The 13294-nt window shown below is 39.8% G+C and carries 14 protein-coding genes; 8 read left to right on the top strand and 6 right to left on the bottom strand.

Annotated features, from left to right (window positions below):
- Positions 1 to 16: 16 nt before the first annotated feature.
- The 7 genes from J8L84_RS15090 to J8L84_RS15060 all read left to right on the top strand — a co-directional run bounded on the left by J8L84_RS15090 (position 17) and on the right by J8L84_RS15060 (position 7937).
- A complete protein-coding gene (locus J8L84_RS15090; RefSeq protein WP_211071392.1) occupies positions 17 to 1492 on the top strand; it encodes an N-6 DNA methylase in 1476 nt (491 codons plus the stop codon).
- Entirely contained in the window at positions 1492 to 3249 is a 1758-nt protein-coding gene (locus J8L84_RS15085; RefSeq protein WP_211071391.1) for a restriction endonuclease subunit S, read from the top strand. Before J8L84_RS15090 ends, J8L84_RS15085 begins: the two co-directional genes overlap by 1 nt.
- A gap of 79 nt (positions 3250 to 3328) precedes the next feature.
- A complete protein-coding gene (locus J8L84_RS15080; protein WP_247670808.1) occupies positions 3329 to 4348 on the top strand; it encodes a hypothetical protein in 1020 nt (339 codons plus the stop codon).
- A gap of 2 nt (positions 4349 to 4350) precedes the next feature.
- Positions 4351 to 4962 (top strand): hypothetical protein, encoded by a 612-nt coding sequence (locus tag J8L84_RS15075; protein ID WP_211071390.1) that lies wholly within the window; start codon positions 4351 to 4353, stop codon positions 4960 to 4962.
- A 356-nt stretch (positions 4963 to 5318) separates the two neighbouring features.
- A complete protein-coding gene (locus tag J8L84_RS15070; RefSeq protein ID WP_211071389.1) occupies positions 5319 to 6044 on the top strand; it encodes a DUF429 domain-containing protein in 726 nt (241 codons plus the stop codon).
- Between the two features lie 411 nt (positions 6045 to 6455).
- The gene (locus J8L84_RS15065; protein WP_129739125.1) at positions 6456 to 6668 is read left to right on the top strand and encodes a helix-turn-helix domain-containing protein; all 213 of its coding nucleotides are present in this window, start codon (positions 6456 to 6458) and stop codon (positions 6666 to 6668) included.
- The gene (locus J8L84_RS15060; protein ID WP_211071388.1) at positions 6669 to 7937 is read left to right on the top strand and encodes an integrase; all 1269 of its coding nucleotides are present in this window, start codon (positions 6669 to 6671) and stop codon (positions 7935 to 7937) included. It abuts the gene before it with no gap.
- Positions 7938 to 8425: 488 nt separating this feature from the next.
- Here the strand turns inward: J8L84_RS15060 and J8L84_RS15055 are convergent, their stop codons facing one another.
- From J8L84_RS15055 to J8L84_RS15030, 6 genes are all read right to left on the bottom strand, one after another.
- A complete protein-coding gene (locus J8L84_RS15055; RefSeq protein WP_211071387.1) occupies positions 8426 to 9166 on the bottom strand; it encodes a GNAT family N-acetyltransferase in 741 nt (246 codons plus the stop codon).
- Positions 9156 to 9611 (bottom strand): DMT family transporter, encoded by a 456-nt coding sequence (locus J8L84_RS15050; protein ID WP_211071386.1) that lies wholly within the window; start codon positions 9609 to 9611, stop codon positions 9156 to 9158. The genes J8L84_RS15055 and J8L84_RS15050 overlap by 11 nt, the downstream gene beginning before the upstream one ends.
- A 1-nt stretch (position 9612) precedes the next feature.
- On the bottom strand, positions 9613 to 10239 hold the full coding sequence (locus J8L84_RS15045) for an NAD(P)H-dependent oxidoreductase (protein ID WP_211071385.1): 627 nt from the start codon (positions 10237 to 10239) through the stop codon (positions 9613 to 9615).
- A gap of 89 nt (positions 10240 to 10328) precedes the next feature.
- The gene (locus tag J8L84_RS15040; RefSeq protein ID WP_348771839.1) at positions 10329 to 10925 is read right to left on the bottom strand and encodes a Crp/Fnr family transcriptional regulator; all 597 of its coding nucleotides are present in this window, start codon (positions 10923 to 10925) and stop codon (positions 10329 to 10331) included.
- Between the two features lie 139 nt (positions 10926 to 11064).
- Entirely contained in the window at positions 11065 to 11550 is a 486-nt protein-coding gene (locus J8L84_RS15035) for a hypothetical protein (protein ID WP_211071384.1), read from the bottom strand.
- Positions 11551 to 11553: 3 nt separating this feature from the next.
- Positions 11554 to 11886, bottom strand: a complete 333-nt coding sequence (locus J8L84_RS15030; RefSeq protein ID WP_211071383.1) for a PadR family transcriptional regulator — start codon at positions 11884 to 11886, stop codon at positions 11554 to 11556.
- 462 nt (positions 11887 to 12348) lie between these two features.
- Here J8L84_RS15030 and J8L84_RS15025 point away from each other — a divergent pair, with 462 nt between their 5' ends.
- Positions 12349 to 13293 (top strand): slipin family protein, encoded by a 945-nt coding sequence (locus J8L84_RS15025; RefSeq protein WP_211071382.1) that lies wholly within the window; start codon positions 12349 to 12351, stop codon positions 13291 to 13293.
- Position 13294: the final 1 nt, after the last annotated feature.

The raw sequence follows: 13294 nt of genomic DNA, 5'->3' as shown, positions 1-13294 counted from the left end.
CAGAGAATAAGAAAATATGTCAGTCAGTACCGTTATCAAATCTATCCAGGACATTATGAGAAAAGACGCAGGCGTTGATGGTGATGCCCAGCGTTTAGGCCAGATGTCATGGTTACTCTTCTTAAAAATATTCGATGCCCAAGAGGAAGAGCTAGAATTTGAAATGGATGAGTACCGAGAGCCAATTCCATCGCAGTACCTTTGGCGTAATTGGGCAGCAGACGATGAAGGTATTACGGGCGATGAACTAATGGAGTTCGTGAATGATGACTTGTTCCCAGCTCTTAAAAGTCTGACAGCGCCAATTGATAAGAACCCTCGTGGCTTTATCGTGCGCGAAGCGTTTTCAGATGCTTTCAACTATATGAAGAACGGCACGTTGCTTCGCCAAGTGATAAACAAGCTTAATGAAGTTGACTTCACTGACTCTAAAGAACGCCATTTATTCGGTGATATCTACGAGCAAATTTTACGCGACCTGCAAAGCGCAGGTAACGCAGGTGAATTCTATACGCCACGTGCCGTTACACGCTTTATTGTAGACAGGGTAGACCCAAAGCTGGGCGATAGAGTATTCGACCCAGCCTGTGGTACAGGCGGCTTCTTAGCTTGCTCTGTTGACCACGTAAAATCAAAATACGTAAAAACTGTAGCAGACCACAAAACACTGCAAAACCAAATTCACGGTGTAGAGAAAAAGCAGTTACCACATCTACTGGCTACCACAAATATGATGCTTCACGGTATTGAAGTACCTGTACAAATCAGGCACGACAACACACTCAATCGCCCACTTTCAAATTGGGACAGCGAGTTCGATGTTATCATCACCAATCCGCCCTTTGGTGGAACAGAGGAAGACGGCATTGAAAAGAACTTCCCCTCAGATATGCAAACAAGGGAAACTGCCGATCTGTTCTTACAGCTAATCATTGAAGTGCTCAAAGACGGTGGCCGCGCCGCTGTGGTATTGCCAGATGGCACGCTCTTTGGTGAAGGCGTTAAAACCAAAATCAAAAAACTGCTTACAGAAGAATGTAATCTGCACACCATAGTCAGGCTGCCTAACGGCGTGTTTAATCCTTACACAGGTATTAAAACTAACCTGCTGTTTTTCACCAAAGGAAAGCCAACCAAAGAGATTTGGTTTTACGAACATCCGTATCCAGAAGGTGTGAAAAACTATTCCAAAACCAAACCAATGAAGTTTGACGAGTTCCAAACCGAACAGGAATGGTGGGGCACGGAAGAAGATGGTTTTGCTAACCGTGTAGAGAATGAACAAGCCTGGAAAGTTTCAATCGAAGACGTTATCGAACGTAACTTCAACCTAGATATTAAAAATCCACACGTTGGCGAAGTAGAAAACCACGATCCTGATGAACTGCTACAGCGATACGAAGCCCAGCAGCAAGAAATTCAAGCATTGCGCGATCAGCTTAAAGGCATTTTGGCTGAAGCTCTGTCATCAGGTACTGAGGGCGAAGCTTAATGTCAGTGGAAAGTATCATTACTCAAAAACTGGATATCTGGACATCGGCAATCAAAACTAAATCAGCTTCAGGACGGGGAAGTTCTAACAAGATTGAATTGTATGGGATTAAGAGGCTAAGAGATTTAATTCTGGATCTGGCAGTGCGAGGTAAATTAGTTGAACAGGTAACAACTGATGGTAATGCCTCACAATTGCTATCGCAGATGAAGCTTGAAAAAGAGCAGATAGCGCGGGAAGGTAAATTTTCAAAACTCAAATCAAAACCCGTTGTAACCGATAATTATTCTTTTGAGGTTCCTCAGACCTGGCAATGGTGTTTATTAGACGATATTGTCGCTATAGCGAGAGGAGGCTCTCCAAGGCCGATAAAGTCTTTTATAACCGAAGATAGTTCAGGACTAAATTGGATAAAAATAAGCGACTCAATTCGAGGTTCAAGATATATATCATCGACGAAAGAAAAGATCTTAAGGGAAGGTTTACATAAAACTAGAGAAGTTTTCCCAGGAGACCTTATTCTTTCAAATTCAATGAGTTTTGGCTATCCGTATATAATGCAAATTCATGGGTGCATACATGATGGTTGGTTAGTCATTCGTACACCCGCACAGGGGATAGATAAGCTATTTCTGAGTGTTCTGTTTCAGTCGCCTTATGCAAAAAGTCAATTTACTGAGGCTGCATCAGGCGCCGTTGTGCAAAATTTAAATGCAGATAAGGTTAAGCTATTACCAGTACCTCTACCTCCTGAAGCTGAACAAAAAAGAATAGTTGCGAAAGTTGATGAACTGATGGCTCTCTGTGACCAACTAGAGTCACAAACCGAATCCAGTATCAAAGCGCACCAAACACTCGTTAAATCATTGTTAGAAACGCTCACCAACGCAGAAGATACAGACGAATTAAACGAAAGCTGGCAGCGCATCAGCGCACACTTTGACGTGATATTCACCACAGAAGACAGTATCGACCAGCTAAAACAAACCATCCTGCAACTCGCAGTCATGGGCAAACTAGTAAAACAAGACCCCAACGACGAACCCGCATCAAAATTGCTTGAACGCATCGCTGCCGAAAAAGAGCAGCTAATCAAAGATAAAAAAATTAAAAAACAAAAGCCATTGCCGGAGATTTCAGAACAGGAAAAACCTTTTGATATTCCAGGTGGTTGGAGTTTTTGTAGATTAGACGATATATGTTTTGGTATAACTTCTGGGTCAACGCCGCCAAAGTCTGAATTCAGAAATGATGACGGTGTACCATATTTGAAAGTTTATAATATTCGAAATCAAAAAGTTGATTTCAACTACCAACGCCAGTTTGTCTCAAATGAATTTCATAAATCAAAACTGACTCGGTCAATATTAAGGCCTAATGACGTCATAATGAATATTGTTGGGCCTCCGTTAGGGAAGATCGCGGTCGTACCTCGGCAGTATCCTGAATGGAATTGTAATCAAGCAATCGTATTTTTCAGACCAATTCAGGAGTTTTTATCACCATATATATACCAATATTTGATTGCAGGAACATTTTTAAATTCGATTGAGCTTATTGGCACTGCTGGTCAGGACAATATTTCGGTTACGAAGAGTCGTTCCATAGTGCTGCCATTACCTCCAAGGTCGGAGCAAGCCAGAATAATTATAAAGGCAACACAAATGCTTACGCTATGTGAAAAGTTGACTGAGAAGTTCAGAAAAACGTCCTCTGTAAAAATGAAGCTTACAGATAGTTTAACAAGTGTTTTATAAATCAAAAGCATAGAAAAATGCTTGAACTAAATAATTATGTCAATTTGTATTTAAGTGAAAATATTAACAAGGACGATAAATGTCGTTTACTAAAAAATTAGAATTTGGAAATTATACTCTGAAGTTTGGGGAGGATAAGGTACTCCTTGATTTGTTTAGTGAAGTTGTAATGCCTTCTTTTCATGAAATGAAATATATTCGAAAAATAAAAGGGAAAGGAGAGTATTTCTTCTTGGATACCGAGTTACTTGTTTTAGATAGCTCCACACACAACCCTGTTTTAGGGATCACAGGAAGAATCGTAAAGAATACAAAACTTAAACGAGAGCAAATTTATAGCTCTAACGGGGGCTTGATCGATGATCGAAAAGAGCTTGAATCTGCACCAAGCTCTAGTTTCTTATTGATCCTTAATAATCACAGGTTAATCCTATGTCGAGAAGTGCCTGGTGCACCTACTATTCAGAATTTTCAAAGCACTAGTCAATATTGTTTGAGTCAACAATATAAAGCTTTTTTACAATCTGAATATGAACGAGCACAAAAAGAATCAGAAAATAAAACCCAAAAAACAACTAAAAAGCACTTAAGAGAAGTTTATCCCAGACCTTACTTAAGGATTACTCCACTATCAGATAAACAGTCTTTAAAAGATTTTGTAGGGAGATTAAAACACATAGATGATCTTTCTATTAAGTTGCTGCCAACCAATGATGAAGAAATCAATAATGATGATTTCTGGGCTGATTTTGGACGGCGACGAGAGGAAATGAATAGTAATGCTGCTAAAGTGACCTTCTCGAACACAAAAGAAGGGTTGGATGGAAATAAAGTCTACGAGCAAGCTAATGCTGCTTCAGAACTTGGTAACTCTGAAGTTAAATTGAAGGGATATGACCGTCAAGGAGATACAATCAAAGGGAGTAACGATGACTTCAGTCTTACTGTCGAAATGGAATCTATGCCTCGGAATGTTAAGAGAGCAGCTATTGCAAAGTTTAATCAATTTCAGCAACTGGCATCTCAAGGAGTAATAAAAATGCCAATTCTGGCACAAGCTACTATAGACAAAGTAGCTAACATATTTCGAAGTATATAAACATGAAATACTCGTTTGATGAATCTGATTTAACAAGTGAAAAGTCATTATGGGATGTCTACAAGCTCAGTAGGAGAATACATCCAAAAAAATCACAAGTAATCATCTTACTAATTGTGATGGCGACTTTGGCTGCCAATGCTTTTATTCTAGAAAATAAATCGGAAAGTATTTTAACGGACGTTCGTAAGTGGGCAGAATTAGGCTTTAATTTTGGAATCACCACGCTAGGTTTTTTGATTGCTGGATTTACTATTTTTGCAACGTTGTCGAAACCTAAGATGCTATTAGCAATGATGGAACATACAAATAAGGAAACTGGTCTACCTACCTTAAAGTACAATTTTTTTGCATTCATGAAAGTTTTCATAGCCTATATAACGTTCACTTTATTTTATCTGGTTATTTTGCTCTTTGGGCAAGCTAACGGGTTAATTAGTAATATCGGAGGCTTACTTCCGTATAGCGAGTGCTTGGGCATTGCCCTAATAAAAATTACGTACGTTTTGATTGGCGGGAGTTTTGTACATTTATTGTTGTTGCTTAAGACTTTCATCTTTAACATATACGCGATTGTTATGAATTTCTTGAGATGGGAGTATCATCAGGATTAGTTTTTCAACTGGGGGTCAAATAGGGGCCAAAAGTAAAGTAATAAAGAGTAATGTAGAGTGATGAAAATGATGTCTAAAGCGCTACAGCCCCCTAAAAACAACATCTCAACACAAATCAGCACCGAAGTCTCATTTGGCTTCAAAATGCCGTTTTAACCTTTAAATCTCATGTCTATTAGCCTGTCGCTTTGTGACAAAACCTAGGTCAAATAGAGAGTAAAATAAGTGAATAAAGCATGTTCTTTGTCCAAGTATTTCAACATGCAACGGATATTGTTTTCCTTATCTAAACGGGAAAATTTCTTCACCAACCTCCTAAAGTTATGTAACTTTCCAATTTTTAAAGGAGAAGTCTGATGAAGTTAGCTGGGATAGACTTAGCTTGGCAAGGTGAGCGTAACCCATCAGCAATAGCTTTTGGCAGCATTAAGCATAATCGACTTATTCTTGAGTCGCTTGAACCCGCAGTTTATGGGTTGGCTCGAATCATCGAACAGTTAACAAAAAAAGAGAGCCTTCAAGGCATTGCTATAGATGCTCCGCTCATTATCAAAAATGATACAGGGCAGCGGCTATGCGAAAAAGCACTTAGCCGCGAATACGGTGGTCGCAAGGCTTCCTGCCATACATCAAATAAACGGCTTTACCCAGAAGCATTAAGTGTTGAACTTTCCTCAGTATTACAGACTCACGGTTTTAACCACTTGGCACCCTCTAAATGGCAAATAGAGTGTTATCCTCACCCAGCAATAATCGAGTGTTTCAATCTACCTGAAAGGTTGGCTTATAAAAAAGGAAGTGTAGCTGAAAGGAAGGCTGGTCAAATTGAATTGGCGAGATTGATTTTAAGTCTAGAGCACTCGAAGGTATTGCCTTTAACCCTACCCAAAAACTTGAAGGGACTTCTATCAGCTACTTATATTGAGACCTTGAAGGGTATTTCGCTTAAATCCAACGAAGATGCCTTAGATGCTATCGTATGCCTTTACATCGCGGGCCTCTATTCAATTAAGGCTGACGGCATCGTATATGGCGATAAAGCGCTAGGTTATATTTTCGTCCCAAAGGCGTATTGCTTTTAAACGAGAATCTGTCGAATAAAGTCTGGTCGATTCACATAATGTTTGAGGAGATTTTGTTTTTTCGTTTGTGAATAAAAAAAACAACAAAGGGCGCAGTGTTTCAAACTAAGCGTAATTTGGGGAGGAAACAATTACATTGTTGCTGACTATGCAGTCAATGAAATTGAAAATGCCATATTTTTCATTATATTACAATAAAAATGATGATGTTTTATTCAGGTTTAAAAGCAAATTTCGCCACATCATAGTTTTTTGGAGTTACTACTTTTTTTCAAATTTATTTTCTAAGGAAAGTCAACACTATGTGTAACACTAGTGCCTTTTCGTTCACAGAAATCTCGAAAACGGCATAGGAAAATCTACTTTTTTTAGTAACATAAGCTCAGTTCAACAAACGAGGTAATGTTCTAAATGAGAAAAATTCGCGTTGCTAAGTACATCAATGAATACTTGTCTGACGATCCTGTTTCGTCTCAAACCGTGATCAACTGGATTAAAAGCGGTGAGCTGAAAGGTGCAAAAATGGGCGGTATCTGGCGAGTCCACGTTGATGATATTCGTGAATCAATGACGTATCAAACCCCCAGAGAAGAGTGCTTCAACATCCTGAAGGGGGCAAACTAATTGGATTCAGTACAAATGGGACGTAAACGAAAAATTGAAAACACTGATTTGCCATTGGGACTTTACTCGCGGCCATTGAGGGGGCAAACGCGTTACTTTTATCGTAACTCGAGGGGCAAAGATGCTTACTTTCCGGTCGGATTTAAACTTTCTGATATTAAGCAGTCTGTTATTGACTTTAATAAAGAAAATCGAAATAGCACTGTGTCTTTGAAGCATCGCGTAGATAATTACAACGTACGCGTTTATAAAGTGTGGCCCAAGATAAAGCAAAACCTTGACGAAGAGAATGAGGGCAAATCTAAAAGTACATTGGAAACGTTTGAAAGAGATAGTGCTCGCTTTGTCGCTTTCTTCGCAGATTACTACACGAAAGAGATTAAGCTAGAAGATATTAATAAGTATTTAGATGAGTATCATGCTGATGCCTCTTTTAACGTCCGCAACAGAAAAATTCATTTTCTAAGAACCGTGTTTGCTGAGTTTACTGATATGAGCTACATGCAACGAAATTGCGCTAATGACAAAAAAATTAAGAAAAAGTCTAAAAAAGCCAAATCAAGAACGCCAATTCGTATCTCAAAGTATGCACTCATGATGATGGCTGACAAGGCTGAACCTTTTCTAAAAACAGCAATAATGCTCTCACTCCAAACGTGTCATGCAGTTAACGAGATTGTGAACCTGAAATATTCAGACTGTCACTATTTTTCTAGTCCTAAGTTGTATTGCACTAAAACAGAAACCTATTTAGAGCCAAGCGAAGATACTCCTCAAGAATTTTTAGTCCATGGCATGATGTGGATTTCTCGGGAGAAGAACCAACATACTAATGCTTCAAGAGTTGAGATTCCGATTACTGACGAAATGATGACTACGATTAAGGCTTCGGTGCAAGATTTAGGTGAGGCTTTTGTTAAGGGTAGGGAGCCAAGCTGTTTATACATTGTTCACCGTAAAAAGCGTTACCACAAAGTTAATTACTCGGGTGATTTTAACCACCCATGGCAACTGAAGCCTAGCTATTTGAGCAAAGAGTTTTCGAAGTTACGAGATTCATTGCAGTTGTATGTTGGTATTGAAAATAGAAGGGAACGGCCAGGCTTTCACGAAATTCGTTCTCTTGCGATTTATCTTCACGACAAGCAGGCTAGGGACGAAGAAATTACGATGAATCGGGCAGCGCACTCAGACTTAGGGATGACTCAGCACTACAAGGAAGGCCATGAAAAATTTAAACGAGTTCCTCCATCCACGATTACGCTTTAATACTAAAAACCGCCGAAACGGCGGTTTTTTTTTGTCCATAATTGCAAGAAATAAGTGTCACAAAATACAGTGTTTTTAGTATTGTAAGTTGCTGTTTTTGCGATGTTTGGTGTTTTTTGAGGTTTTACGAATTTTGAGTTGTTATTTTAGTTTGTTTCTGCGTTTAAGTTATTGATTTAACGTTAATTTATAGAGTTCGCTCAATGTCCGCTACAACAAATGGGGTGTCAGGGGTCGGAGGTTCAAATCCTCTCACACCGACCAACTTCTCCTTTCTTCATGACGCTTATAGCCTTTACAGCTCTACCCCATCAATGAGGGATCAGCATCCACCTCACTCGATTGATAACAGCATCCTATTCGGCAACCGATGTGCACAATGGGTCATCACTCTCATTCTGTAATTTTCAACGTATCTAAAACCATCCGAGCTTCTTGATATCATTTCAATTTTGTTCTGTAAGCCTCGGTCACAGCGCTGTAATTCATCACGCATCACTATTCTCTTCAACAAAATGAAAGTTTAATAGTTTGAACTGCGCTTGAAAGCCAAGCTTAAGGTAAAGAGGAAGGCCCATTTTAGATGCCTGTAATACCATAAATTCAGACCGTTGTTGCTGCGCACGAGCAAGTAACAAATACATGGCGCTTTTTGCTGCGTTTTGGCCTTGAAAAGCTTTTTTGACACCCATCTGATGTAGTCCAGTGACGTTGCCTGTCTTATAGAGTAAGGCACTTACGGCGGGTTTCTGGTTAAGGTAGCCTATATAAATTTCTATGTCACAGTCAGTCAACAAGGGCTTAAATACTTCATGGTCCATCTCGTAGCCAAACGCTTCACTGCTTATCTGCAACCATTGAGTTAGGGATTCGACATCTTTGACTATGCGCAAATCTAGGTTGTTTTGTTGTTCAGTAGGCAATGTAGTTTCATTCAATTTTAAATACATGGCTGTCTGTTCAAACTCTAAATGCCAGTTTTCGTCCAAGCGAGAAATAGACGCCACATTATTTGCGTTAGGCAATGGGTAAGGCCAAGAGGTAATTCGGTGGCTTTTAGGAGTAGCAGATATCTGTAGCGCTAGGTTTTCTTCTCCTTCCAACCAGCTGCGATAAGGCCATCTTCGAGTTGCCAGTATTGTACTGTTCCCTTCATTAATAACACGCTCTGAACTGTATTTGTCCCATAATGCGGTCAGGTTATGAATGTTCTGTTGATCAATAGACATGTTTCGATCCCCCGTTTATAAGGTTGATGCCGAGTACCATGGCTAAAATACCAATGATAACTTTAGAAGTAATAGGTTTGATTGGTTGCTCAAACCAGCCAAAATGCCCAGCGACAATTGCAAGAATTAACTGTCCGCTCAGTGCAAATGACATCATGCTGCCCACACCCATTTTCGGGATCAGGTAATAATAGCTGCCAACACCAAACGCACTCAGAATACCGCCAAACCATAAGTAAGTTGGAATAGACTTAATATCCGCATATACCGGAAGTTGCCTTTGATTTATCAGCATAAACAATACGGTAAAAAAGCAGGCAAATAAAAACGCAATAGCTGTCGCTAGCACTGGGTTTTTAAGAAGAACTCCTAAACGAGCGTTCATACTGGCCTGAAAAGTGATAGCGGCACCGGCGAGTACTGCTAATGCAGGGAAGGCCCACATATTATATCTCCATCACTAGATGTTGATGATCAAAACGAACTTTGCGGCGTTGGCTGTATTTATCTTTTGGATCACGAATACCAATCGGGCAAATAACCGTGGAAGCGAGGTTGTAATCTGAAAGATTGAGTATGGTGTCAAATTCTTGAGCGTCGAACCCCCCGATGGGGCAAGTATCAATTTTCATCATAGCTGCGCTGGTCAACATATTTCCTAGTGCTATAAAAGCCTGCTGCTGTGCCCAGTGCATACCTTCTTTTGTGTTCATATTTTCTAGCGCTTTTTCAGCCATTGCAGCAAAACTTGTTAGAGATTCAGAAGACGTATCATTGTTTTTCGAAGCCTGCTGAATATAGTCACTGACTAAGTGGGAACCAATATCAGTTCTGGCAGCGAATACCAGTAAATGAGAGCTTTTAATTACTTGCTCTTGGCCATAAGCAAAAGACAATAAACGTTGCCTCACGCTTTTTGATTCGATAACGATGACCTTATAGGGTTGAAGTCCGTAAGAAGAAGGGCTCAATCGAGTTGCTTCAAGGAGTTCGCGTAACTGCCATTGCTGTAGCTTTTGTTCGGAAAAACTTTTAACTGAATAGCGCCAGTTTAATGCGTTTATTACATTCATGTCATATCCCGTATTTTGTCTTTGTTGTACTTCAACTAAGATTATCGGGGTATGAAATGTACTTCCTTTACATAGGTTGATTTTGAAAGTTATTTTTCATTATTGAGACTTTTGCGTATCCGGCTTAGTTGTGTTGGCGTTACGCCGAGGTGTGAAGCAATTTGGTATAGTGGCAGCCTGTCCGCCAAGTTGGGAAACTCAGAGGTAAATTGCTGGTATCGTAGCGTGGCATTATCCTGAACTAATTCTATTTCTCGAGCATCTTTGTGCAGTAACCAATTTTTTTCCAGATAAATGATTTGATATTTCATCAACTCGTTATTGGAAAAAAGTAATTGGCGAAAGCCTGCAAAATCGATTTCCAACAACAGACTGTCTTCAACAGTCTCAAATGCCAAACGAGAAGGTTGCGAGGTAAGTAGGGCTGTCATTGAACCGGGAAACTGCCCTTCGACAAAGAAGTTTTTATTGTATTCATGCCCTTGCTCACTAATAACATACCCTCTGACCAGCCCTTTCACCACAAAAGCAAAACTTTTTGGATGTTTTCCCGCTTCATAGAGAAGAGCCCCCTTTTTTAATGTTCTTACTTTGCAAAGATTGGAGAAGTTATCCCAGGTTTCATTTGATAGGGGAGCGTAGCTTTCCATAACAACTTTTAACGCTTCAAAACTTTCTTTCTTCACTTAAAGAGGCCCTTTACTAATTTCTGCAAAAACGTGACGGTTTTATTTTTATTAATGATATCGCTTATAGTGGGGTTAAGCCTTTGCTCTACTTTTCCAACAATACTAACATCACGCTAACACCCACCAAGTCGGAGAATTAAGACAATTTCCGTTCAACGAAACGTTTTAAACAAGCCCACTCTTTTTTTGCTGAAGTTTTCGTACCGTCAAGAATGGTAAAGCTGGCAAACCAGCCTAGCATCAGAACCATTAGCACAGCTCCATTAGTGTCTTTATCATCAACCACTAACGCCATTGCAAGCATTACGCTAGCCCATATTATTGCGTGACCTATGACCAAAGGTGAATCTGAAGAGGGATTGCCTTCAATTTTATTTAATACTCGACATATTCTTTGGATAATTTTGGCTCGGCCAGAAGATGCCTTAATTTCTGCTTCGGGATAGCCTAAATCACTGGTCGCTTTTTCAAAAGCGAGTTTTTCATCGGTGCCCGAATTGACATCTTGTTCGATAATGCAATATAGGTGATCTTTCAATTCATCAATTTTATCTGCATCCCAGATGTTGTGAGAGACAACCTTATTACACCAATTTTCAACAGCGTTATCGAGATCAAACATACGTTATTCTCCTTTGAAAGACATAAGTAAAGTGTATAGCTGATGCCACTGATCTTGCATCTTAAGTAGTTCTTTGCGGCCTTCATCCTGCAAGGTGTAATACTTTCGCTTTCTACCCGTGTCGGCCTTACCCCAATAGGATTCAATGAAGTCGTTTTTCTCCATGCGATGCAAAATGGGGTATAGCATTCCATCTGCCCATTCAAGCAAACCGTTCGAATGCTCTTTTACCTGCTGAATAATTTCGTAACCGTAACTGTCTCCATTCTTCAAAATAGAGAGGATTAACGGCGTTGCTGAAGCAGCGACTAAGTCTTTTGCAATTGTGGAAGCCATAGCGACTCTTTGCATAGGAGTGTTATGTATAAATTACATAGTACTTCTATGTATTGCAATGGTTATTTTTTAAGCAGAGGCTAAGGTGTTAAAAAGTAATAGAAAATAGAGCTTTTATTTTAAATTATAGCCCGTGTTTAGCTATTAAAATGGAAGTAGACATACAAGATAATGTAGATGAGTGAAATGAGACACCCACATTATAAGCGGGAGCGAATCACTCACACCAACCTGTATCAGATTTGAACATAGCCTTAGTATTTCGAAGCAATAAGGTACTAGGCAAACCTACCTTTTACTCATCGATTACAGTGGGTGTCCATATAGCTTTTCATAAATCGGATATAAAATCACTCGACTCAACCGTAATATTTACTGACAATTAAACTGCTTTTTGTGATTTCATTTTGTGATATAAAAGCTAATTAAAAGCTGTTGTAGTAATCGTTTAGGAGTAGGTAAATGGAATTAGAAACCTTATTAGGATACGTTTTTTCGTACCAAGTCATCTTACTTGTGCTTATTGTTATTGGCCTTAAATCGTCAATAAAATTTGTACCTCAAAACCGCGCGTACATTATCGAACGTTTTGGTAAGTACAACACCACCTTGGAAGCCGGTCTAAATTTTATCGTTCCCTTTATTGATGCTGTTGCGGCAAATCGCTCGTTAAAAGAGCAGGCGGGTGACGTACCTGAACAGTCTGCAATTACTAAAGACAACATTACGTTAAGCGTTGATGGCGTGTTGTATTTTAAAGTCGTTGACCCTTACAAAGCCACTTACGGTGTAGAAGACTATACATTTGCGGTAACGCAGTTGGCACAAACCACCATGCGCTCTGAGCTCGGAAAAATGGAGTTAGATAAAACCTTTGAAGAGCGAGACTTATTAAACACGAATATTGTGTCTGCGCTTAACGAAGCCGCTGCTCCGTGGGGCGTTCAGGTGTTACGTTACGAGCTAAAAGATATTAACCCGCCGAATTCAGTGCTAGATGCTATGGAACAGCAAATGAAAGCTGAGCGATTGAAGCGCGCACAAATTTTAGAATCTGAAGGTGATCGTCAAGCGGCCATTAACCGTGCAGAAGGTGACAAACAAGCTATAGTGCTTGCCGCAGAAGCTGACAGAGAAGAACAAATATTAAAAGCCGATGGTGAGGCTCAAGCTATTATTCGCGTTGCACAAGCGGATGCAGAAGCTATTGATACTGTAGGTAAAGCGGCAGCCACGATAGAGGGCCAAAAAGCGGTGCAGCTTGAACTGGCGAAAGGCGCGATTCAAGCAAAAGAGAAAATTGCCAAAGAGTCTTCAATTGTATTGTTGCCTGACAGCGGAACAGAAATAGGCAACGTTGTAGCGCAAGCAATGACTATTGCGAACGCAATAGGCAAAAAGGCATAGC

The sequence above is a fragment of the Alteromonas sp. MMG017 genome (genome assembly GCF_018100795.1).
GTDB lineage: Bacteria > Pseudomonadota > Gammaproteobacteria > Enterobacterales > Alteromonadaceae > Alteromonas.
The sequence above is the reverse complement of the archived record's forward strand: the minus strand, read 5'-3'. Positions and strand labels throughout refer to the sequence as shown.

Coding starts and splice junctions, on each gene's coding strand:
- J8L84_RS15090 (WP_211071392.1), top strand. CDS start 17: ATGTCAGTCAGTACCGTTATCAAATCTATCCAGGACATTATGAGAAAA.
- J8L84_RS15085 (WP_211071391.1), top strand. CDS start 1,492: ATGTCAGTGGAAAGTATCATTACTCAAAAACTGGATATCTGGACATCG.
- J8L84_RS15080 (WP_247670808.1), top strand. CDS start 3,329: ATGTCGTTTACTAAAAAATTAGAATTTGGAAATTATACTCTGAAGTTT.
- J8L84_RS15075 (WP_211071390.1), top strand. CDS start 4,351: ATGAAATACTCGTTTGATGAATCTGATTTAACAAGTGAAAAGTCATTA.
- J8L84_RS15070 (WP_211071389.1), top strand. CDS start 5,319: ATGAAGTTAGCTGGGATAGACTTAGCTTGGCAAGGTGAGCGTAACCCA.
- J8L84_RS15065 (WP_129739125.1), top strand. CDS start 6,456: ATGAGAAAAATTCGCGTTGCTAAGTACATCAATGAATACTTGTCTGAC.
- J8L84_RS15055 (WP_211071387.1), bottom strand. CDS start 9,166: ATGTCTATTGATCAACAGAACATTCATAACCTGACCGCATTATGGGAC.
- J8L84_RS15050 (WP_211071386.1), bottom strand. CDS start 9,611: ATGTGGGCCTTCCCTGCATTAGCAGTACTCGCCGGTGCCGCTATCACT.
- J8L84_RS15045 (WP_211071385.1), bottom strand. CDS start 10,239: ATGAATGTAATAAACGCATTAAACTGGCGCTATTCAGTTAAAAGTTTT.
- J8L84_RS15035 (WP_211071384.1), bottom strand. CDS start 11,550: ATGTTTGATCTCGATAACGCTGTTGAAAATTGGTGTAATAAGGTTGTC.
- J8L84_RS15030 (WP_211071383.1), bottom strand. CDS start 11,886: ATGGCTTCCACAATTGCAAAAGACTTAGTCGCTGCTTCAGCAACGCCG.
- J8L84_RS15025 (WP_211071382.1), top strand. CDS start 12,349: ATGGAATTAGAAACCTTATTAGGATACGTTTTTTCGTACCAAGTCATC.